Origin of the sequence: Kitasatospora sp. NPDC050543, assembly GCF_044457565.1 — a bacterium.
Classification (GTDB): Bacteria; Actinomycetota; Actinomycetes; order Streptomycetales; family Streptomycetaceae; genus Kitasatospora.
Window position 1 is genome coordinate 35,812 of sequence record NZ_JBITGZ010000034.1, and the last position, 20,051, is coordinate 55,862.

23 protein-coding genes are annotated in these 20,051 nt (G+C 69.6%); 20 read left to right on the forward strand and 3 right to left on the reverse strand.

Features of this window, described 5'->3' with window-relative positions:
- Positions 1-30 precede the first annotated feature (30 nt).
- Positions 31-819, reverse strand: coding sequence for an SDR family NAD(P)-dependent oxidoreductase (locus ACIBH3_RS29820; RefSeq protein WP_396315217.1), 789 nt, complete (start codon positions 817-819; stop codon positions 31-33).
- Between the two features lie 260 nt (positions 820-1,079).
- Here ACIBH3_RS29820 and ACIBH3_RS29825 point away from each other — a divergent pair, with 260 nt between their 5' ends.
- The 5 genes from ACIBH3_RS29825 to ACIBH3_RS29845 all read left to right on the forward strand — a co-directional run bounded on the left by ACIBH3_RS29825 (position 1,080) and on the right by ACIBH3_RS29845 (position 6,496).
- Entirely contained in the window at positions 1,080-1,760 is a 681-nt protein-coding gene (locus ACIBH3_RS29825; protein WP_396315218.1) for a DUF1772 domain-containing protein, read from the forward strand.
- Positions 1,761-1,900: 140 nt separating this feature from the next.
- Entirely contained in the window at positions 1,901-2,458 is a 558-nt protein-coding gene (locus tag ACIBH3_RS29830; protein WP_396315219.1) for a class I SAM-dependent methyltransferase, read from the forward strand.
- Between the two features lie 218 nt (positions 2,459-2,676).
- Positions 2,677-4,674, forward strand: coding sequence for a BTAD domain-containing putative transcriptional regulator (locus ACIBH3_RS29835; protein WP_396315220.1), 1,998 nt, complete (start codon positions 2,677-2,679; stop codon positions 4,672-4,674).
- A gap of 10 nt (positions 4,675-4,684) precedes the next feature.
- Positions 4,685-5,881, forward strand: a complete 1,197-nt coding sequence (locus tag ACIBH3_RS29840; protein WP_396315221.1) for a cytochrome P450 — start codon at positions 4,685-4,687, stop codon at positions 5,879-5,881.
- A 108-nt stretch (positions 5,882-5,989) separates the two neighbouring features.
- On the forward strand, positions 5,990-6,496 hold the full coding sequence (locus tag ACIBH3_RS29845; protein WP_396315222.1) for a DUF1707 domain-containing protein: 507 nt from the start codon (positions 5,990-5,992) through the stop codon (positions 6,494-6,496).
- A gap of 71 nt (positions 6,497-6,567) precedes the next feature.
- Here ACIBH3_RS29845 and ACIBH3_RS29850 read toward each other — a convergent pair whose 3' ends face one another.
- A complete protein-coding gene (locus tag ACIBH3_RS29850; RefSeq protein ID WP_396315223.1) occupies positions 6,568-7,776 on the reverse strand; it encodes a cytochrome P450 in 1,209 nt (402 codons plus the stop codon).
- 121 nt (positions 7,777-7,897) lie between these two features.
- Positions 7,898-8,902, reverse strand: a complete 1,005-nt coding sequence (locus ACIBH3_RS29855; RefSeq protein ID WP_396315224.1) for an acyltransferase domain-containing protein — start codon at positions 8,900-8,902, stop codon at positions 7,898-7,900.
- Between the two features lie 271 nt (positions 8,903-9,173).
- On the opposite strand from ACIBH3_RS29855, the gene ACIBH3_RS29860 reads away from it, so the two are divergent.
- The 15 genes from ACIBH3_RS29860 to ACIBH3_RS29930 are packed head-to-tail and all read left to right on the forward strand — an operon-like array spanning position 9,174 to position 20,006.
- Positions 9,174-9,497: a TcmI family type II polyketide cyclase gene (locus tag ACIBH3_RS29860; protein ID WP_396315225.1), complete on the forward strand. Its 324-nt coding sequence runs from the start codon at positions 9,174-9,176 to the stop codon at positions 9,495-9,497.
- Positions 9,494-9,934, forward strand: a complete 441-nt coding sequence (locus ACIBH3_RS29865) for a cupin domain-containing protein (protein ID WP_396315226.1) — start codon at positions 9,494-9,496, stop codon at positions 9,932-9,934. The genes ACIBH3_RS29860 and ACIBH3_RS29865 overlap by 4 nt, the downstream gene beginning before the upstream one ends.
- Positions 9,931-11,202 carry a beta-ketoacyl-[acyl-carrier-protein] synthase family protein gene (locus tag ACIBH3_RS29870; RefSeq protein ID WP_396315227.1) on the forward strand — a complete coding sequence of 424 codons (1,272 nt, stop codon included), beginning with the start codon at positions 9,931-9,933 and terminating at the stop codon, positions 11,200-11,202. Before ACIBH3_RS29865 ends, ACIBH3_RS29870 begins: the two co-directional genes overlap by 4 nt.
- Positions 11,199-12,488 carry a ketosynthase chain-length factor gene (locus ACIBH3_RS29875; protein ID WP_396315228.1) on the forward strand — a complete coding sequence of 430 codons (1,290 nt, stop codon included), beginning with the start codon at positions 11,199-11,201 and terminating at the stop codon, positions 12,486-12,488. The genes ACIBH3_RS29870 and ACIBH3_RS29875 overlap by 4 nt, the downstream gene beginning before the upstream one ends.
- The gene (locus ACIBH3_RS29880) at positions 12,485-12,748 is read left to right on the forward strand and encodes an acyl carrier protein (protein ID WP_396315229.1); all 264 of its coding nucleotides are present in this window, start codon (positions 12,485-12,487) and stop codon (positions 12,746-12,748) included. Before ACIBH3_RS29875 ends, ACIBH3_RS29880 begins: the two co-directional genes overlap by 4 nt.
- Positions 12,749-12,750: 2 nt before the next feature.
- Positions 12,751-13,227 carry an SRPBCC family protein gene (locus ACIBH3_RS29885; protein ID WP_396315230.1) on the forward strand — a complete coding sequence of 159 codons (477 nt, stop codon included), beginning with the start codon at positions 12,751-12,753 and terminating at the stop codon, positions 13,225-13,227.
- The gene (locus tag ACIBH3_RS29890; RefSeq protein ID WP_396315231.1) at positions 13,224-13,682 is read left to right on the forward strand and encodes an anthrone oxygenase family protein; all 459 of its coding nucleotides are present in this window, start codon (positions 13,224-13,226) and stop codon (positions 13,680-13,682) included. The genes ACIBH3_RS29885 and ACIBH3_RS29890 overlap by 4 nt, the downstream gene beginning before the upstream one ends.
- Before the next feature lie 22 nt (positions 13,683-13,704).
- Positions 13,705-14,454 carry an SDR family NAD(P)-dependent oxidoreductase gene (locus ACIBH3_RS29895; protein ID WP_396315232.1) on the forward strand — a complete coding sequence of 250 codons (750 nt, stop codon included), beginning with the start codon at positions 13,705-13,707 and terminating at the stop codon, positions 14,452-14,454.
- Between the two features lies 1 nt (position 14,455).
- Positions 14,456-14,788, forward strand: coding sequence for an antibiotic biosynthesis monooxygenase family protein (locus ACIBH3_RS29900; RefSeq protein ID WP_396315233.1), 333 nt, complete (start codon positions 14,456-14,458; stop codon positions 14,786-14,788).
- A complete protein-coding gene (locus ACIBH3_RS29905) occupies positions 14,785-15,117 on the forward strand; it encodes an antibiotic biosynthesis monooxygenase family protein (protein WP_396315234.1) in 333 nt (110 codons plus the stop codon). The genes ACIBH3_RS29900 and ACIBH3_RS29905 overlap by 4 nt, the downstream gene beginning before the upstream one ends.
- 31 nt (positions 15,118-15,148) lie before the next feature.
- Positions 15,149-15,370 carry a DUF6059 family protein gene (locus ACIBH3_RS29910; protein ID WP_396315235.1) on the forward strand — a complete coding sequence of 74 codons (222 nt, stop codon included), beginning with the start codon at positions 15,149-15,151 and terminating at the stop codon, positions 15,368-15,370.
- A gap of 23 nt (positions 15,371-15,393) precedes the next feature.
- Positions 15,394-16,437 (forward strand): dTDP-glucose 4,6-dehydratase, encoded by a 1,044-nt coding sequence (rfbB, locus tag ACIBH3_RS29915; protein WP_396315236.1) that lies wholly within the window; start codon positions 15,394-15,396, stop codon positions 16,435-16,437.
- Complete coding sequence (locus tag ACIBH3_RS29920) at positions 16,434-17,501, forward strand: glucose-1-phosphate thymidylyltransferase (protein ID WP_396315237.1); 1,068 nt, start codon at positions 16,434-16,436, stop codon at positions 17,499-17,501. The genes rfbB and ACIBH3_RS29920 overlap by 4 nt, the downstream gene beginning before the upstream one ends.
- 10 nt (positions 17,502-17,511) lie before the next feature.
- Positions 17,512-18,990, forward strand: a complete 1,479-nt coding sequence (locus tag ACIBH3_RS29925) for an NDP-hexose 2,3-dehydratase family protein (RefSeq protein WP_396315238.1) — start codon at positions 17,512-17,514, stop codon at positions 18,988-18,990.
- Complete coding sequence (locus ACIBH3_RS29930; RefSeq protein ID WP_396315239.1) at positions 18,987-20,006, forward strand: Gfo/Idh/MocA family protein; 1,020 nt, start codon at positions 18,987-18,989, stop codon at positions 20,004-20,006. Before ACIBH3_RS29925 ends, ACIBH3_RS29930 begins: the two co-directional genes overlap by 4 nt.
- The last annotated feature ends 45 nt before the right edge of the window (positions 20,007-20,051 follow it).

The following is a 20,051-nucleotide window of genomic DNA, read 5'->3' on the forward strand; positions in this document are numbered from 1 at the left end:
CCACCGCGATCAGCGGCCGTGCCCCGGGTCCTAACGCCCCCACAGACGTTCGAAGGCGCGGTAGGACACCGAGCGCGGCAGGATCTTGCTCAGCTTGATGGCCGCCCGGTAGTGCCGCCCGGGGATGCAGACCGGCTCCCCGGACCGCACGGCCGCGATCGCCTCGCGGGCCACCTCGTCCCGGTCGAGCCAGACGAACTCCGGCAGGCGGACGCTGCGCATTCCGCCGTGCGCTCCGCCCTCACCGCGCCGGACGAAACCGGGGCAGAGCACCGTGGCGTGGACACCGGACTTGCGTGCCTCGCAGTACACCGTCTCCGTCATCGACGTAAGGAAGGCCTTGGTCGCGGCATAGGTCGCGCCCTGGGGCTGAGGGAGGAAGCCGGCAATGGACGAGACGTTGAGGATGCCGCCGTGCCGACGGGGGATCATCATGGACAGCGCCGCGTGGGTCAGCCGCAGCGGTGCCAGCACGTTGAGGTCCACCTTCCCCAGCTCGTACTCCAGCGGCTGGTCCGCGAGCGGCCGGGGCGGACGGGAGCCGGCACCGGCGTTGTTGACCAGCAGGTCGATCGGACGGTCGGGGTCGGTCAGCCGCTCGGTGACCGCGGCCAGCTCCTCCGGCACGGTGAGGTCGGCCGTCAGCACCTCGACGGACACCTGGTAGTGGCTACGGAGCTCCTCGGCCAGGCTCTCCAGGCGGTCGCCGCGCCTCGCGACCACCACGACATCGGCCCCCTGCTCCGCCAGTCGCCGGGCCAGGCTCTGACCGATACCACTGGATGCCCCGGTCACCAGGGCGGATGTGTAGGTCACCATCCCGTGCCACCTCGTCTCTCGCCGGGCGCTCGCCAACCGGTCGGAGACGGAGCGCACGCCATTGTTTTGGCGACGATGCTGGCCAATGGAGCTAGCGCGCTGCTGGACAGCGGAGAGGCGGCGGCGAAACCACCGCGAGGCCCCGTCGGCTGCGACAAGCCGGCCCCGCGGGCGGGAGTTGCGGACTCCCGCCGACCGATCACGACGACGGTCACCGGACCCCGGAGGCGGGCTGCACCCCGGCGCCTGGCCATCCACCCATGGTTTTCGGTCAGGTCTGGACCATCGGTGCCGCCCGACGACGTGGGGAGAACCTCAAACCCAATGGCATCGAATCAGTTCCGATTGACGTGACTTTCCGTTCCGCCACCGCCGCGTCCATTGAGCTGCTAGTGCGCTTACCGAGCATTGGTCAGGTCGCAGAACCAGGGCTGCGGGACCTCTTCGAGCAGGAAGAGGAGCGCGTGAAAGAGAGGGAAACTCCAGTGGTCCAGCTCGTCGGAGTCGCGGTCCTGATCGGCAGCGGCCTAATATCCGGAGTGTTCTTCGCGGTGGCCGTCAGTGTTCTACCGGCGCTGAACGCGATGACACCGGACCGCTATCTACAGGCCCATTCTCTGCTGGGCAAGGGGTATCACCCGACCATGCCGCTGTTGGTCAATGCGACCCTGGTGGCAGACATCGTGCTGGCCGTGGCAGCACCGTCCGCGACCATCCGTTCCCTCCTGATCACGTCGATCGTCGGGATCGTGGTGGTGGAGGCGGTCTCCCACCTCTGCAACGTGCCCCTGAACAACGTGGTCAGGGGCACGGACGCCGATGCCCTTCCGGCCAACTGGCAGGATCCCCGCCCCAGGTGGCGCAGGTGGCACATGATCAGGACCGTTGCGGCGCTCGTGGTCCTGCTGCTCAACAGCCTCGCGATCACGCTCGCCAACTGACGGCGCCACACCGGGCCGATGCCGGGCCGGCCTCACACCTGGGCAATACTCAGTCGAAGGGAACTGTGATGAGACCGTGGTTTTACACATGGCTGTACAAGCGAGGAGCCGCGTGGGAGCGCGTCGGTATCAGCCCTGAGTTGCGCGAGCTCGTCACCGAGGGACGCATCAAGGCCCCGTTGCAGTCCGAAGGCCGTCCGCGCGCCCTTGATCTGGGCTGCGGCACCGGATCCAACGCGGTGTTCCTCGCTCAGAACGGCTTCGACGTCGTGGGAGTCGACTTCACCGAGTTCGCCCTGGAGCGGGCCCGCGCGCGGGCCCGTGAGGCAGGCGTCGGACAGCACTGCCGATTCATCAACGGAGACCTCTCGGCGGCGGAGATCCCAGGTGTCGTCGGGCCGTTCGACCTACTTGTCGACTACGGGACCCTGGACGACACCACCGGTCCCGTGAAGCGCGGCATAGTGAACACCGTGCTGCGGCTCTCGCGCCCCGGGTCGCAGTTCTTCCACTGGTGCTTCGCGGCGGACAAGAAGGACCTGCCCTGGGTGGCTCGCAAGAGAATGTCCAGGCTTCTTCACACGGTCATGGCACCGGGAGAATCACAGCGTCTTTTCGGCCAGGCCTTCGATGTCGAACGGCTCCCCGACCCGCCCAGGCCCGCGCACGCCGCCTGCTTCCTCATGGTGCGTCGCTGAAACCAGCGGGATCAGGCCAGGGCGCAGCCTGGTGAGCGGCTCGATGAGCTCACGAGGCTGCGCCGCAAACGCGTGCAAATCGGGCCGTCAGCAATCGGCAAAGAGAAGTTGAGAACTGTCTGGAGGCAGACGTCGACAGCTATGCTGCGTGCAAGATCGTGCCAGTGCCTAGATCGTGCCAGTACCTACGGGATATCTGATGCCTGAGTTACAGTGATGTGACCGGTTCCGTCGGCGTTGCCGACCGGAAAACATACGTATGTTGCAGTGAAATAGCGTTCGAAGCTCAACGGACGGGGGACTGCATGCGATTCAGTATTCTTGGAAGTATGGAAGTGTATGACGGAGAACAGCTGGTCACTCCGACATCGCCGAAATTGCGTCACGTACTGGCCTCTCTGCTCCTCCACGCAAATCGGCCGGTCCGGCCCGAGTCGCTGATCGAAGAACTGTGGCTGCACGAACCGCCGGCGACGGCTGCCACCACGCTCCAGACCTACATCTACCGGCTCCGGAAGAAGCTCGGCCTGTACGAGGGGATCGGTGAGCGGGAGACCCTGGTCACGGTCAACTCGAGCTATCTCATGCGGGCCAAAGCGGAGCAGGTCGACATGACCCTGTTCGAGCAGCTTTCCCGGCTCGGGCAGGACGCGCTCCAAGACGGCAAGCCCGAGCAGGCGTCCTCACTGCTCGGCGAAGCCTTGTCCTTATGGCGCGGAAACATGCTGGAAGGCGTGCCGGTCGGTCCGCTGCTGGAGGCGCACCTGGTGCGCTTCGAGGAGGCCCGGCTGCGCGCACACGAGATGCGGATCGAGGCGGGCCTGCAGCTGGGCCGACACCATGAACTGATCGCCGAGCTCCGGTCGCTGATCGCCAGTCACCCCCTGCACGAGGGGTTCCCCGCCCAATTGATGCTGGCCCTCTACCGTTCGGGCCGCCGACTGGAGGCGCTGGAGGTCTACCGTTCGCTGCGCCGTCGGCTCGTGACCGAACTGGGGCTGGACCCGTCCGGCGAGTTGGCGGGGCTGCAACGGGCCATCCTCAGCGCCGATCCGTCCCTGAACCTCCCCGGCGGAGAGCGGAAGGTCGTCCGGCTGAACAGCGGACCGGCTCAACTCCCGGACCAACAAGCCGATCTGGCCGTTCACGAGAGTCTGGCCGCGCAGCTGGAAGCGGTGCTGCGAACGGCTGCCGACCGGACCCGGTACTGGGACGCCACACCGCCTCTGGCCTCCCTCCACGGCATGCCCGGCGTGGGGAAGAGCACCCTGGCGCTGCACACGGCGCATGAGTTGCGTCCGCTGTTCCCGGACGGTCAGCTCTACGTCGACCTCCGCGACCAGCACGGTCGGCCGCTGCCCTCCGTCGAGGCCGTCGACGGATTCCTACGGGGGATCGGACTGCAGCCCGATCCGTCCGACCGGCTGGAGGACCGCACCGAGCAGTTCCGCGCCTGGAGCGCGGACCGCAAGGTGCTGGTCGTCCTGGACAACGCGGTGTCCGCCGAGCAGGTGCTGCCGCTGCTGCCCAGCGGACCGGAGTGCGCGACCATCCTGACCAGCCGGTCGCACCTGGCCGGACTGGGCGAGGAGATAGCGCTCGAACTCTCGCTGCCGTCCTTCGAGGAGGGCGTCCAGCTGCTCGAGTCGCTGCTTCCGGCCGGACAGGTGTTGCAGGACCGCCAGCATGCCGAGAAGGTCGTCCGGCTGTGCGGCCGCCTGCCGGCCGCCATCTGCGCGGCCGCGGCCCAGCTCGGTTCGAGGCCCCAGTGGCGGCTGAGCGACCTCGCCGACTGGCTGGCCGATTCGGCGGGCCGGCTGAGCACCCTCATGTCACCGGACACGAGCCTGCGCAAGACCTTCGAGCTCAGCTGCCGGACGTTCGGACAGAGTGGCCAGCGGATCTTCGAGCGGCTGGGAGCGCTTCCCGAGACGTTCACCCGCGAGGAGCTCCTTTGCGGTGGCGACGATGTGGACGGCGTACTGAAGCAGTTGGTGGAATCCCGGCTGGTGGAGCGGGTCATCCGGATCGAGGACGGCAGTTATCGACCGGCCTATCGCTGTCATGAACTGGTAAGGCTGTATGCGCAGGAGCGCCGGCGCGCGGCCATGCTGCGGCTGGAGGACGCCCTGCCGTCCGGGTCGTACCCCGGGCCGGTCACCAGCCTCCCGATATGTTCCCCGACTGCACAGTGCCGGGTGCCGGCCTGTAGGTGATGGAGCGATGATGGACCAACACAGCGCCCTGCCCTTCCCGTTCCAGAGCCCGGGTGTGCTGGAGACAGCCGAGGAGTGGGAGCGGCTACGAGGCTCCTGTCCGGTCGCCCGCGTCGGTTTCGCGACCGGGGACAGCGGCTGGCTGGTCACCCGGTACGAGGACGTGCGCACCGTGCTGACCGATGCACGCTTCAGCCGTGCGGCCGCGGCCCTTCCGGACGCGCCGCGGATGCGGCCGCTGGCCGCCGACGCGGCGACCATCCTGTCGATGGACCCGCCCGAGCACACCCGGCTGCACAAGCTCGTGGCACGGGCCTTCGGGAAGAAGCAGATCGAGCGGCTACGCCCGTTCGTCGAGCAGACCACCCAGGAGCTGCTGGACGCGATGGAGCAGGCCGGCCCGCCGGCCGATCTGGTGGCCGGCCTCGGGCTGCCCCTGCCGGTCGCCGTCATCTGCCAGCTGCTCGGCGTGCCCTTCGCCGACCGTGACCGGTTCTGCCGGTGGGCCGACGTGATGCTCAGCCTCGGCACCCACACCTCGGACCAGGTCCGGGTCGCGCGCTCGGAGCTGGCCGGCTACCTGGGGGAGCTGATCGAGGTCAAGCGCCAGGCGGAGGGCGGCGACGACCTGCTGTGCCTGCTGATCGGCGCCAGCGAGGCCGGTGACCGGCTGAGCGAGCACGAACTCGTGGTCTTCGGCGTCACCCTGCTGATCGCCGGCTACCACACGACGTCGAGCACCTTCGCCAACGGGGCTCTGCAACTTCTGCGCCGCCCGGACCTGACCGCGAGCATCGCGGGGAACCCCGAGCGGATCCAGGCCACGGTCGAGGAGATCCTGCGGTACAGCACCGCCGGCGTCAACGGCGGAACGATCAGGGTCGCCACCGAGGACGTCGAACTGGGCGGGGTCCTGGTGCGGGCGGGCGAGGCGGTACTGCCCGCGATCACGTCGGCGAATCGGGACGAGACGGTCTTCGCGAACGCCGCCGACTTCGATCCCGACCGCGACCACAACCCCCACCTGGCCTTCGGGCTCGGGGCACACTACTGCCTCGGGTCCCAACTGGCCCGGCTGGAGCTGACGGTGGCGATCGACGGGCTGCTGCGCCGGTTCCCCGGGCTGCGCCTCGCCGTGCCGGAGGAGGAGCTGAGCTGTACCGCGGGCGTCATCCGGAGCCTGACCGCACTGCCGGTCGACTGGTGAGCGCGATATCCTGAGAAGCATCAACTAGACTACGGCCATGGCGACATGACGGGAAGAGAGGTGCAGATCGTGGCTGACGATCTTGAACGCCATTCTGTGCCAAAGCCGTTGAGGGTCTCTGACGCGGAACGCGAGCGGGTCGCTGAGCAGTTGCAGGCCGCGGTCGGCGAGGGGCGCATCTCACTGGCCGAACTCGACCAGCGGCTTTCCCTGGTCTACTCGGCCGACACCAGGCCGGAGGTCGACGCCGTCATGGCCGACCTGCCGGCCGCCCGTCCGCCGGAGGCGCTGGAGGTCAACCGGGTCAAGGCGTTCGCGCGGATCGACGGTCGCTGGGAGGTGCCGGCGTTCCTGACCGTCGGCTGCTACGACGCGGTGATCCGGCTCGACTTTCGCCAGGCGTCGATCGGGCACCCGGCAGTCCGCATCGACCTGTCCGCCGCCAAGAGCATCGTCCGTCTTCAGCTGCCCCCCGGGGCATCGGTCTCGGTCCACGGACTGGCGGTCCACAAGGGTCTCATCCGCAACCGGGTGGCCGACCGGAGCGGTCTCCCCGGCGGTACCGAGTTCACGATCACCGGCCAGCTGATGAAGGCGCTGCTGTTCCTCAGGTGACATCCCGGCCGGCATCGGCCGGCAAATGGTTCGGGCCGCGCACCAGATCGGTGCGCGGCCCGAACCATTGGTCACCACTGCACGGGAATCTCCACGAAGTTCTGGATCAGCGCGCCCTCGTTCCGCGGCAGCTCGTCCGCGGGAGCGGTGAGCCGCAGCTCGGGGAAGCGGCGCACCACGCCCTCCAGGGCCACCTGCAGCTCCATCCTGGCCAGGGCGGCCCCGGCGCAGAAGTGGATGCCGGTGCTGAAGGTCACGTGGCGGTTGTCCCGCCGGGTGATGTCGAAGGTCTCCGGGTCGGTGAAGATGGCGGGGTCCATGTTGGCCGACTCGATCGAGGGGATGATGCTCGAACCGGCGGGGATGAGGACGCCGCCGACCTCGATGTCCTCCTTGACGTAGCGCAGCATGGACAGTGAGGAGCCCATCACCTGGAGGCGCAGGAGCTCCTCGACGGCCGACGGCACGAGCGACGGATCGGCGTGCAGCCGGGCGAGGTCCTCGGGCCGGCTGAGCAGGACGACGAGGCTGGAGCCGAGCTGACCGGCGGTGGTCTCGTACCCCGCGATCAGTAGCAGCATCACCCAGTAGACCAGCTCGTACTCGCTCAGGCCCGACTCGTCGTCGTCCTGGACCGCGATCATCGCGCTGATCAGGTCGTTCCCGGGCTTCTGCCGCTTGGCGGCCACGAGCTGCTGGACGTAGGCGATGAGCTCGCCGCGGGCCCGGCCGATCTCCTCACCGGTGAACCGGCTCACCGACAGGAAGTGGTCCGTCCAGCTGCGGAACTTGTGCTGGTCCTCAAGCGGAACCCCGAGCAGCTCGCAGGTCATCCGGATCGTCAGCGGGAACGCCAGCGCCTCGTTCAGATCGGCCGGGCGGGGGCCCTTCTCCATCGCGTCGAGGAGTTCGGCCACCACCTTCTCGGTGCGCGGCCGCAGCTCCTCGACCCGCTTGGGAGTGAAGGCCTTGGTGATCAGGCGGCGCATCCGGGTGTGCTCCGGCGGGTCCGGGCTGATGTGCGGGTCCTGGAACATGACGTTGTCCTTCGTCATGCGGGCGGTACCCGGTCGGGTCAGGTCGCGGCTCACGCGCTCGTCGGACAGGACCGCCCGCATGTCCAAATACCTGGTGATCAGCAGGGCCTGGTCGCCGCTCGGGAGCTCCACCGGGACGACCGGCTCCTCCCGGATGGTGCGCAGCTCGGTGGGCTGTTCCAGCGCGGACGGCCGCTTGAACGGGTACGGACACGCACCGGTTGTCCGGGGGCTCGTAGTCATACGTCTCCCTTAGAGATGAGATCCAGCCTGTTCGACCGGCTCGGTAGTGGTGCTGGCTGGGAACTTCGGTCCCAGCGCGGCCGGTTATGCCGATGAGACTCTGGCAGCCGGTGATGGACGATCACTGGACGCTCAGCCGGTGCCCTTCCGACCGAATCCGCCGGACAGCGGTCGGGAGCGCCCCACGCACGAGGTCGGCGGCGGTGCGCGCGGGCGGGAGCACGGCGACGACGTCGCTGCGGCCGGAGGTGACCGCCGGGTGCCGGCGGGCCAGGCTCAGCAGGCTCTCGCCTGGACCGGCGTCGACCAGCAGGAAGTCGCCGTCGGCGAGGAGCCGGTCGAGCGCGGGGCCGAAGAGCACGGGCTCGGCGATCTGGCGGGCCCAGAAGCCGGGGTCGATGGCCTCCGCCGACCCCAGCGGGTGCCCGGTGCAGGCCGAGTAGAGCCGGACGGTGGGCGGGCGCAGGGTCGTCCGCGCGACGTCGGGCAGGGTCGAGGCGACGACGGGATCCATCAGCGGGCTGTGGAAGCCCTGGCGGGCCCGGGCCCGGCGGCACAGCACGCCCTGTGCGCGCAGCCGGCTCTCGACCTCGGCGAGCGGCTCGTCGGCACCGGCCAGCAGGGTCTGACGGGGGCCGTTCACCGCCCCGACCACCACCCCCTCGGGAAGCAGGGGGGCCAGCGTGTCGGGCGACGCGGCGACGGCCAGCATCCCGCCGGGAGGTGTCCGCGCCGCCGCCTCCGTCCGCGTGATCAGCAGCCGCACGGCGTCCGGCAGGGACATCACACCGGCGACGACGGCCGCGACGGCCTCGCCGACACTGTGGCCCAGCAGGGCCGCCGGACGGACGCCCCAGCTGCGGACCAGACACGCCGTCGCGTAACCGAGGGCGAACAGCAGCGGCTGCGCCTGCTCGGCCTCGTCGAGACCGTCCTCGCGCCCGGCCAGGAAGTCGGCCCGTAGCCGCTCCGCCCGCGGCCCGAGCAGGCCGAAGACCTCCTCCATGGCGGTGGTGAACACCGGCTCGGCGCCGTACAGGTGTCGTCCCATGCCTGGGTGCTGGGCACCCTGGCCCGCGAACAGCAGCACTACTGGACGCGCGCCGGACGTGGCGGTGGTCTTCATGGACGCCTCCGAAGGCAATGGTCAGGCGCCCGGGGGCGGGCGCCGCACCGACCATGGGGCGGCCGAATCTCGGCCCACTAGCGGGTGGCTGGACCACCACTCACAGGGATGCCAGCTGCTCGCGAGCCCGCGTCCAGCGGAGCCGCCCAGTCTGGTGCACCGAGGGCCTGCCCGGTGATCGAACCGGCCGTGACACAACAGGCGTGGCGCGCCCGGCCGGATCCCTGACACGTCCAACGCCACCTCACACCGTCCGACTCGGGGAGGACCCGTGTATCAGAACCTGATCGTCGCCCGGATGGATCCTTCGCAGGCGGATTCCGTCGCGGAGATCTTCGCGGAATCGGACGCTTCCGAACTGCCGCACCTGATCGGGGTGTCCCGGCGCTCGCTGTGGCGCTTCCACGACCTGTACTTCCACCTCGTGGAGGGAGACCAGGACGTCACCCCCAACCTCTACCGGGCCCGCAGCCACCCGCTCTACGAGGACATCCACGTCAGGCTCGCGCGGCACATCCGGCCGTACGACCCGGCGTGGAAAGAGCCGAAGGACGCCATGGCCAGCCCGTTCTACACCTGGGAGAACAAGCGGTGAGTGCTGAAGTGAAGAAGGTCGCCGTCACCGATGTGACACCGAACCTGCGCCGGGGCGGGGACGTTCGAGTCCTGCTCAGCCCGCTGACGGTCGGCGCCACCTCGGGATTCATGGGGACGGTCACGCTGGAGCCGGGCGAGTACGTGTGCGAGCACTACCACCCGTACTCCGAGGAGTTCGTCCACCTGGTCCGCGGGATCGTGAGCCTCACCATCGATGGCACGACGCTGGAGCTGCACCCGGGCGACTCGGCCATGGTACCGATCGGCGTGCGGCACCGGCTGGTGAACACCGGCTCCGTCCAGGCGCAGGCCGTCTTCCACCTGGGCCCCCTGGCGCCCAAGCCCGAACTGGGCCACGTGGACACCGAGTTCCTGCCCGGCCACGAGGACGCTCCGGCGCCTCGGGTCGGTGGGCCAGTCGGGGCGGACGCATGAGGACGATGGATGTCGCGATCACCGGAATCGGTGTCATGGCCCCCGGAGGACTGGGCCGTGACGCGTTCTGGGACCGCATCGTCTCCGGCCGGGCGGCCACCCGCCGGGTCACACTGTTCGACCCGACCGGGTTCCGCTGCCAGGTGGCGGCCGAGATCGACTTCGACCCGGCCGCCCACGGGCTGACGCCGCAGGACCGGCGCCGCATGGACCGGGCCGCACAGTTCGCGGCCGTGGCGATGGACGAAGCCACGGCCGACAGCGGGCTCGACCTCGCCGGCATGGATCCCGGGCGGGTCGCCGTGACCGTGGGCAACGCGGTCGGCTGCACCACCGGGTTGGAGGAGGAGTACCGGGTCCTCAGCGACGACGGTCGGCAGTGGGCCGTGGACCACACCTTCGCCGTTCCCCAGCTCTACAACTACCTGGTGCCCAGCTCGATCGCCACCGAGGTGGCGTGGCGCTCCGGCGCCGAGGGCCCGACCTCGGTGGTCTCCTCAGGCTGCACCTCGGGCATCGACGCCCTGGGCTACGCCGCCGGCCTGCTGGCCGAGGGCAGCGCGGACGTCGTGCTGGCCGGATCCGCCGACGCGCCGATCTCGCCGATCACCATGGCGTGCTTCGACGCGATCAAGGCCACCTCCACCTACAACGACGACCCGGAGGGGGCCTGCCGGCCCTTCGACCGGGACCGCCGGGGCCTCGTCCTGGGTGAGGGCGCCGCGATGTTCGTGCTGGAGAACGCCGACGACGCCCGGCGCCGGGGTGCGCACATCTACGCACGCATCCTGGGCTACGCCACCCGCGCCAACGGCTTCCACATGACCGGCCTGCGCGCGGACGGCCGCGAGATGGCGGAGGCGATCACTGTCGCCCTGAACCAGGCCGAGCTGGACCCGAAGGACATCGACTACGTCAACGCCCACGGCTCCGGCACCAGGCAGAACGACCGGCACGAGACCGCGGCGGTCAAGACGAGCCTGGGAAGCCGGGCCTTCGAGGTCCCGATGAGTTCCATCAAGTCGATGATCGGCCACTCCCTGGGCGCCATCGGATCCATCGAGGTGGCGGCCTGCGCGCTGGCCATCGAGCACGACGTGGTCCCCCCGACGGCCAATCTCCACGAGCGCGACTCCGAGTGCGACCTGGACTACGTGCCCCTGACCGCGCGTGAGCAGAAGATCTCCACGGCACTCTCGGTGGGCAGCGGGTTCGGCGGCTTCCAGAGCGCGATCGTGATGGCCGCACCCGACAAGGCGGCGGCATGAGCGAATCGCAGGTACGGCAGAGCACCGACGGCCGCGCGAGGGCGGTCTTCACCGGGATCGGTGTCATGGCTCCCAACGGGACCGGCACCGAGGACTGGTGGGCCGCCACCCTGGCCGGCAAGAGCGGGATCGACACGGTCCGCAGCTTCGACGCCCGCTCCTACCCGTCCCAACTCGCCGGAGAGATCAAGGACTTCGACCCGGGCGAGCGCCTGTCGGCCAGGATCGTCGTCGAGACGTCCCGGATGAGCCACTTCGCCCTGGCCGCCACCAGGATGGCCCTGGACGACGCGACCGTGGACCTGTCCAAGATCCCGGAGTACGAGCTCGGGGTGATCACCGCGAACGCCAGCGGTGGCGCCGAGTTCGGCCAGCGCGAGCTCCAGAAGCTGTGGCGCGGCGGCCCCAAGGACGTCAGCCCGTACATGTCCATCGCCTGGTTCTACGCCGCGACCACCGGCCAGATCTCCATCGGCCACGGGATGCGCGGGCCGTGCGGTGTGATGGTCAGCGAGCAGGCCGGCGGCCTGGACGCACTGGGACAGGCCCGCCGGGTGGTCCGCGACGGCACCCGCCTGGTCGTGACGGGTGGGAGCGACTCCTCCCTGTCGCCGGCCGGGTTCGTCTCGCAGCTGCCCACCGGAAACCTCACCCCGGTCAACGATCCGGCCCGCGCCTACCTGCCGTTCGACACCGACGCTTCCGGCTTCGTGCCCGGCGAGGGCGGCGCGATCCTGGTGCTGGAGAACGCGGACACCGCACGGGAACGCGGTGTCGACCACCCCTACGGTGAACTCGCGGGCTACGCCGCCACGTTCGACCCGCGCCCCGGCTCGGGGCGTCCGCCCACGCTCACCCGCTGCGTGCGTGAGGCCCTCGTCGACGCACGGATGCGGCCCGAGGACATCGACGTCGTCTTCGCGGACGGGCACGGCACCGCGGAGATGGACCGCCAGGAGTCACGGACGCTGGCCGAGGTCTTCGGCCCGCGGGCGGTTCCGGTGACGGTGCCCAAGACCATGACCGGTCGGCTCTACGCGGGGGCCGGCGCTCTCGACACTGCCGGTGCGCTGCTGGCGCTGCGCGACCAGGTCGTGCCGCCCACCGTCCACGTCAAGAACCCGGCCGACACGCACGAGCTGGACCTGGTCATCGATCAGCCCCGCGAGATCGAGCTGCGGACCGCCATGGTCATCGCGCGCGGGCACGGCGGGTTCAACGCCGTCGCCATCGTGCGTCTGACCGACCGGCACATCAGAACCACCACTGTGAAAACGGAGGCATGACCGTGAGTGCTTTCACTCTCGACGAACTCAAGACCATGCTGCAGGAGGCGGCGGGCGTTGACGAGTCGGTCGACCTCGACGGCGCCGTGCTGGACACGCCGTTCAGCAGCCTCGGCTACGACTCGCTCGCGATGCTGGAGCTCGCGACGCGCATCCAGAACCAGCTGGGCGTGCCGATCCCGGACGACCACATCGAGTTCATGACCACCCCGCGGGCCGTCCTGGAGTACATCGACAGCCACCTGCCGATGGGAGCGTGACCATGACCGCGCGGACCGAGAACACCGTGGTCATCGACGCCCCCATGGACCTGGTGTGGGAGATGACCAACGACATCGAGTCCTGGCCGCAGCTGTTCGACGAGTACGCCGCGGCCGAGATCCTGGAGCGCTCACCGGACGGGACCATCCGCTTCCGGCTGACCATGTTCCCCGACGAGGACGGCAAGGTCTGGAGCTGGGTCTCGCTGCGCAAGCCCGACGTCGAGACCCGCACCGTCCGGGCCCACCGGGTGGAGACCGGACCGTTCGAGTTCATGAACATCTCCTGGGACTACCAGGAGGCCGAGGGCGGCGTCCGGATGCGCTGGGTGCAGGAGTTCCACGTACGGCCGGAGATGCCGTTCGGCGACGCGGCGATGGCCGAGCACCTGAACACCAACACCAAGGTCCAGATGGCCAGGATCAAGAAGCTCGTCGAAGAGGCGGCGGTCGGCCGCTCCGGTGAGTCGGGGCGATGAGCCAGATCCTCCTGCCACTGGCCCTGATCGGCAGCGGGATGGGGGCCGGCGGACTGATGATCGCCTCGCTGGGAGGCGCGCCGCTGCTGCTCAGCCTCCCGGTCGACCGCTACATCCCCGTCCACCAGTTCCTGGTCACCAGGTTCGACCCGTTCATGCCGATCTGCATGATCACGGCGATGCTCGCGGACATCGCCGCGGCCACGCTGTCCGACGGCTCGGCCCGCGGGCCCGAAGGTGTCGCGGCCGTGCTGCTCCTGGGCGCGATCGTGGTGTCGCTCGTCAAGAACGTCCCGATCAACAAGTGGGTCGGAACGCTGGAGCCGGGCGTCGTACCGCCCGACTGGGAGCGGATCGATCCCCGGGTCCGATGGCGCAACTGGAACGTCGTCCGGACCGCCTTCGTGGTCATCGCGCTGCTGGCCAACGCGCTCGCAGCGGCACTCGCCCTGTAACTCCACAACTTACGGAGACCCCATGAACCTGTCTCTCGACGGGCAGAACGTGCTCGTCACCGGCGGCACCCGCGGCATCGGCCGGGCCATCGTGCTGGCCATGGCCACTGCCGGCGCCAACGTCATCACCTGCCATCGCAACGACTCCGAGGACGCCCAGAGCCTCGCCCGGGAGCTGAAGTCGCTGCCCGGCGACCACCACCTGGTCAAGGCCGACGTCGGCCGGGCCGAGGACATCGAACGGCTGCTGGACGAGTGCCGGAGCCGGTACGGCACGCTCAACACCGTCGTCAACAACGCTGGCGTCATCTCCCACATACCGTTCGCCGAGCTGGCGCTGGACGAGTGGCAGCGCGTCATCGACGCCAACCTCACCGCCCCGTTCCTGATCACCCAGAAGGCGCTCCCGCTGCTCGCGGAGAAGCCCTCGATCATCAACGTCGGCTCCCGGGTGGCCGTCGTCGGACTCGCCCTGCGCGCCCACTACACCGCCAGCAAGGCGGGCCTGATCGGGCTCAGCCGGTCGATGGCGAAGGAGCTCGGCCCCAAGGGCATCCGGGTCAACGTCGTCGCGCCCGGCGTCATCGACACCGAGGAAGCGGCGAAGCTCACGCCGGAGGAGTACGAGGCGCTCCAGCAGCGGTACCGCCACATGACCGCCCTCGGCCGGCTCGGCCTTCCCGCCGAGGTCGCCTCGGTGGTCGTCTACCTCGCCAGCTCCGCGTCGAGCTACCTGACCGGCGAGATCATCCACGTCGACGGAGGAATCTGACATGGCACACCCCGAGAAGGCCTTCCGGGTCCTGCTGCGGGTGGAGACCCACCCCGGCATGGCGGCGGACTTCGAGCGGACCTGGCTGGAGATCGGCACCGCGGTGACCTCCGACCCGGCCAACCTCGGCCAGTGGCTGATGCGCTCCACCGAAGAGGAGCACATCTACCACATCATCAGCGACTGGACCGACGAGCCCGGCTTCCGCACCTTCGAGCACAGCGAGCAGCACGTCAAGCACCGTGAGCGGCTGCACCCCTTCCGCTCCGGCGGCTCGATGGCCACCATGCAGGTCGTCTACCACCTGCCCCAGGCCGAGGCGGCGAAGGCATGAGCGGCGGGATCCGGGTGATCGTCTACTGCCGGGCGCCCGAGGAGGGAGACGCCCCGCTGGAGGCGGCCTTCCACCACATCAACGAGGACCTGGGCAAGGTGCCCGGTCTGCTGCGCAGCGAACTGCTGCAGTCCACCCTCGACGGCGAGAGCGGCTCCTTCGCCGTCCTGAGCTACTGGAAGGACGTCCAGTCGTTCCAGGCCTGGGAGCAGGGGGCGGCGCACCGCAAGCAGACCTCGCCGCTGCGCCAGTACCAGGACCGGGGCGGCAGCCGGCACTACGGGATCTACCAGGTGCGCGCCACCTTCGCGATCCCCGACCAGGCCTGACGCCGCTTTGCCACGAGAAAGGAATTCGGCGATGCGCAACCTGGTGCGCGCGCTGGGACGGAATCTGTACGAGGGACTCAAGGTGCTGGGAGCGATGTACGTCCCCCTGCCTCTACAGAACCCCGGCGGACCAGTCCTGACGGAACCCCCGTCAGGCTCACCGGAGCGACTGATCCCCAGCAGTTCGGCGACCGCGGCCGAGCGGTGGCTGTTCGACGAGCTGCGCCGAGAGATGCGGTGGCCGACCTCATGACCCGAGTAGAGAGAAGCTCTGTGATGCACCGTGCCGTCCCGACCCGGACTGTGCTCGTCACCGGAGCGGCGGGCTTCATCGGCGCCAACTTCGTCCACTACTGGCGCAAGACGCATGCTGACGACACCATCATCGCCCTTGACGCGCTGACGTACGCCGGCAACCAGGAGAACCTTGCGGCGGTGCGCGACGACGTGCTCTTCGTGCGGGCCGACATCGCCGACGGCGCCCGGATGTCCGAAATCCTGCGCGAGCACCGGGTGCAGGTGGTGGTGAACTTCGCCGCCGAGTCGCACAACAGCCTCGCCGTCCTCGACCCCGGCAGGTTCTTCCGGACCAATGTGCTCGGCACCCAGGAGCTGCTCCACGCGTGCCTGGACGCCGGGGTCGAGCGGTTCCACCACGTCTCGACCTGCGAGGTGTACGGGGAGCTGGCCCTGGACAGCGCGGAGGTCTTCCACGAGGAGACCCCGTACCGGCCCCGCACTCCGTACAACGCCAGCAAGGCCGGAGCCGATCACGCGGTGCGCGCCTACCACGAGACCTTCGGCCTGCCGGTCACCATCACCAACTGCGCCAACAACTACGGGCGTTACCAGTTCCCGGAGAAGGTCGTCCCGCTGTTCGTGACCAACGCGCTGCGCGGCCTGAGCCTGCCGGTCTACGCGTCCCGGCACAACCGGCGGGAGTGGATCCACGTGGACGATCACTGCCGTGCGATCGACGCGGTGCTCACCGACGGCGAGCCCGGACAGACCTACCACGTCGGAACCGGGGTGGAGGCGAGCGTTCAGCAGGTCGCCGACCTGGTCCTCGACGAGCTCGGGCTGCCCACCTCGCTGCAGGCCACGGTGGCGGACCGGCCGGGCCACGACCGGCGGTACCTGTTGGACTCCAGCCGGATCAGGGAGACCTTGGGCTGGCAGCCGACCGTCGCGTTCGAGGAGGGCCTGCGGGAGACCATCCGCTGGTACCGCGACAACCCCGGCTGGTGGGAGCCGCTGCTGGAGCGCCGCCCGGTGGTGGAGGAGCGCGCCTGGTCGCCGTCCGAGGCCGGCGCCCGATGAAGGCCCTGGTTCTGGCCGGTGGCACCGGCTCGCGGCTGCGGCCCATCACCCACACCTCCGCCAAGCAGCTCGTACCGATCGGCAACAAGCCGGTGCTGTTCTACGGTATGGAGGCGATCCGGGACAGTGGCATCCGCGAGGTCGGGATCGTCGTCGGCGAGACGGGAGCGGAAGTACGGCGTGCGGTGGGCGACGGATCACGGTTCGGTCTGTCGGTCACCTACATCCCGCAGGAAGCCCCGTTGGGCCTGGCGCACTGCGTGCTGATCGCCCGTGAGTTCCTCGGGGACGACGACTTCCTGATGTATCTCGGCGACAACTTCGTCATCGACGGCATCCGTGACTTCGTCACCGAGTTCCTAGCCCGGCGCCCGGACGCCCAGTTGCTGCTGACCAAGGTCGCCAACCCCTCGGAGTTCGGGGTCGCCGAACTGGACGAGGGCGGCCGGGTGGTCAGGGTGGAGGAGAAGCCGAAGGAGCCCAGGAGCGACCTCGCCCTGGTCGGGATCTACATGTTCACCCCGCTCGTCCACCGGATCGTGGCGGAGCTGCGGCCCAGCGCGCGCGGCGAGTTGGAGATCACGGAGGCGATCCAGGAACTGATCCTCCAGCAGGCGGACGTCACCTCGCACACCATCTCCGGCTACTGGAAGGACACCGGGCGGGTCGAGGACATGCTGGAGTGCAACCGCATGGTCCTGGAGAACATCGCCCCCCGCATGGGCGGGAGCGTGGATGACGAGAGCGAGGTCATCGGCCGGTTGGACATCGCCGAGGACGCGGTCGTCATCCGGTCCCGGCTGGTGGGCCCGGTGTCCATCGGCCCGGGCACGGTCGTCGCGGACAGCTACGTCGGACCGTTCACCTCGGTCGGGTCCGGCTGCCGGCTGGACCACACCGAGATCGAGTACTCGATCGTGATGGACCACTCCTCCATCAGTGGGGTGAGCCGGATCCAGAACTCGCTCATCGGCAGGAACGTGGAGGTCTCCCCGGCCGGCCCCGCGCCGCGTGGCCACCAGCTGGTCATCGGCGACCACAGCCGAGTGCGCCTGAACTACTGAAGGAGAGAACATGTCGCACCGTGCCGACGCTCTCACCGGCCGGGCCGGGAGGCCCGACGACACCGTGATCCTGGCCGACCGGCTGAGCCTCTCCGCCACCACCTTCGACAACCCCCGCTTCGCGACCGAGGACGTCGTGCCCTGGCTGGAGCGGGCCCGGAGGGAGGGCGGCTTCGCCGTCGACCGGATACCGTTCGCCGCGTTGGACCAGTGGAGCTTCGACCAGGAGACCGGCAACCTCGGCCACAGCACCGGGCGGTTCTTCACAGTCGAGGGGCTGCGGGTGACCGGCGGCGACTGGTCCGCCGAGGGCATCACCCAACCGATCATCAACCAGCGGGAGAGCGGGATCCTGGGGATCCTGGTCCGTGAGATCGACGGCGTCCTGCACCTGCTCATGCAGGCCAAGATGGAGCCCGGCAACACCGGACTGGTCCAGCTGGGCCCGACCGTCCAGGCCACCCGGAGCAATTACACCCGCGTCCACCGCGGTGGCCACACGCGCTATCTGGAGTACTTCGTCGGACCGGACCGCGGCCGGGTCCTGGTGGACGCGCTCCAGTCCGAACAGGGCGACAGCTTCCTGTACAAGCGCAACCGCAACATGGTGGTGGAGGTGTTCGAGGATGTCCCGGCGCACGACGGCCACCGCTGGATGACCCTGGGGCAGGTCCACTCCCTGATGGGGATCGACCACCTGGTCAACATGGACGTACGGACCGTGCTGAGCTGCATGCCGCTGGGCCGGCAGCGCGGGGCGCACGAGGAAGCCGTCGCCGGGGGGCCGGCCGACTCCTTCCAGAGCGCGCTGACCCGGTCCCTGGACCGCGGCGAGCAGGCGGTACACGGCGATCTGGAGCTGCTGACCTGGCTCCAGGACCTGAGGACGGAGAGCTCCCAGTCGGCCCGGCTGGTACCGCTGCGGGAGCTGGCCGGATGGAGCACGGACGAGGACGCCGTCACCGAGCCGTCGAACAGCTGCGTCAAGGTGATCGCCGTCTCGGTCAAGGCCGGCACCCGGGAGGTGACCCGGTGGACCCAGCCGATGCTGCAGTTCCCGGGCCAGGGCGTGGCGGCCTTCCTGGTCAAGCGGATCGACGGGGTCCCGCACGTCCTCGTCCAGGGCAAGGCGCAGCCGGGGATCCGGGACGCCATCGAGATCGGACCGACCGTGCAGTGCGTGTCGCGGGACTGGCGCGCACTGCCGCCGGGCGAGCGGCCCCCGTTGCTCGACCAGGTGCTCGGCGCCGACGCCGCGCAGGTTCGGTTCAGCGCGGTGCTCCCGGAGGAGGGCGGCCGGTTCTACCAGCGGGACAACCTGTACACCGTAGTCGAGGTCGGCGACGAGTTCCCGGACGCCGAACCCGACACCATGCGGTGGGCGACCCTCACCCAGCTCAAGGACCTGCTGCGGTGCGGCAACCACATCAACGTCGAGGCCCGGACCCTGATGACCTGCCTCCAGTCCCTCTGGCAGGGCCCGCAGTGACGGCGGACCGGCCGGCCGAGGGGCGGCCCGGGACCGCCGAGCTCAGGATCGGGGTGCTCGGCTGCGCGGACATCGCCCGGCGCAGGATGCTTCCCGCCCTGGCGGGCAGGCCAGGCATCCGGGTCGTGGCGGTCGCGAGCCGCGCCCCGGCGAGGGCCAAGTCCTTCGCGGTGCAGTTCGGTTGCGATGCCGTCGACGACTACGAACGGCTGCTCGCCCGGCCGGACATCGACGCGGTGTACATACCCCTTCCCACCGGCCTGCACGCGCTCTGGACGGCCCGGGCCCTCGACGCGGGCAAGCACGTGCTGGTGGAGAAGTCGGCGACCGGCACGCTCGCCGAGGCGCAGGACGTGGTCGCCCTGGCGCGCGAGCGCGGCCTGGCACTGATGGAGAACTTCGCGTTCGTCCACCACAGCCAGCACGCGACCGCGCAGCGCCGGCTGCAGAACGGCGAGATCGGCGAACTCCGGGTGCTACAGGCGTCGTTCGGCATCCCCCCGCGACCGCCGGCGGACATCCGCTACCGGCGGGAGCTGGGCGGTGGCGCGCTGCTGGACGTCGGTGCCTATCCGCTGCGCACGGCCCTGATGTACCTGGGCGATGACGTCCAGGTCGTCGGCGCGGTGCTGCGGGTCGGCCCGAACCAGGAGGTGGACACGGCCGGAAGCGTGCTGCTGGCCTCGCCGGACGGCGTCACCGCCGAGCTCAGCTTCGGGTTCGAACACGGCTACCGCAGCCACTGCGCGCTGTGGGGGACGCAGGGGCGGCTCGTACTCGACCAGCCCTTCACCCCGCCGACGACCGCGCCGCCCGTCCTGCGGCTGTCCCGCCAGGACCACGTCCAGCAGTTCGTGCTCGACGCCGACGACCAGTTCGGCAACACCGCGGCGAGCTTCGCGGGCCTCGCCCAGGGGCCGGCCGCCGCTCGTGAGGAGCAGTACGCGCGGATCCTGCGCCAGGCCGCACTGCTGAGCGCCGTCCGGGACACGGCCCGGGTGCTGCGGCCGAGCTGACCAGCCGCACCGACACACAGAGCCACCAAGCCGATCAACTGACCA

Coding starts and splice junctions, on each gene's coding strand:
- ACIBH3_RS29820 (WP_396315217.1), bottom strand. CDS start 819: ATGGTGACCTACACATCCGCCCTGGTGACCGGGGCATCCAGTGGTATC.
- ACIBH3_RS29825 (WP_396315218.1), top strand. CDS start 1,080: ATGGTTTTCGGTCAGGTCTGGACCATCGGTGCCGCCCGACGACGTGGG.
- ACIBH3_RS29840 (WP_396315221.1), top strand. CDS start 4,685: ATGGACCAACACAGCGCCCTGCCCTTCCCGTTCCAGAGCCCGGGTGTG.
- ACIBH3_RS29850 (WP_396315223.1), bottom strand. CDS start 7,776: ATGACTACGAGCCCCCGGACAACCGGTGCGTGTCCGTACCCGTTCAAG.
- ACIBH3_RS29855 (WP_396315224.1), bottom strand. CDS start 8,902: ATGAAGACCACCGCCACGTCCGGCGCGCGTCCAGTAGTGCTGCTGTTC.
- ACIBH3_RS29870 (WP_396315227.1), top strand. CDS start 9,931: ATGAGGACGATGGATGTCGCGATCACCGGAATCGGTGTCATGGCCCCC.
- ACIBH3_RS29875 (WP_396315228.1), top strand. CDS start 11,199: ATGAGCGAATCGCAGGTACGGCAGAGCACCGACGGCCGCGCGAGGGCG.
- ACIBH3_RS29880 (WP_396315229.1), top strand. CDS start 12,485: ATGACCGTGAGTGCTTTCACTCTCGACGAACTCAAGACCATGCTGCAG.
- ACIBH3_RS29885 (WP_396315230.1), top strand. CDS start 12,751: ATGACCGCGCGGACCGAGAACACCGTGGTCATCGACGCCCCCATGGAC.
- ACIBH3_RS29890 (WP_396315231.1), top strand. CDS start 13,224: ATGAGCCAGATCCTCCTGCCACTGGCCCTGATCGGCAGCGGGATGGGG.
- ACIBH3_RS29895 (WP_396315232.1), top strand. CDS start 13,705: ATGAACCTGTCTCTCGACGGGCAGAACGTGCTCGTCACCGGCGGCACC.
- ACIBH3_RS29900 (WP_396315233.1), top strand. CDS start 14,456: ATGGCACACCCCGAGAAGGCCTTCCGGGTCCTGCTGCGGGTGGAGACC.
- ACIBH3_RS29905 (WP_396315234.1), top strand. CDS start 14,785: ATGAGCGGCGGGATCCGGGTGATCGTCTACTGCCGGGCGCCCGAGGAG.
- ACIBH3_RS29910 (WP_396315235.1), top strand. CDS start 15,149: ATGCGCAACCTGGTGCGCGCGCTGGGACGGAATCTGTACGAGGGACTC.
- rfbB (WP_396315236.1), top strand. CDS start 15,394: ATGCACCGTGCCGTCCCGACCCGGACTGTGCTCGTCACCGGAGCGGCG.
- ACIBH3_RS29920 (WP_396315237.1), top strand. CDS start 16,434: ATGAAGGCCCTGGTTCTGGCCGGTGGCACCGGCTCGCGGCTGCGGCCC.
- ACIBH3_RS29925 (WP_396315238.1), top strand. CDS start 17,512: ATGTCGCACCGTGCCGACGCTCTCACCGGCCGGGCCGGGAGGCCCGAC.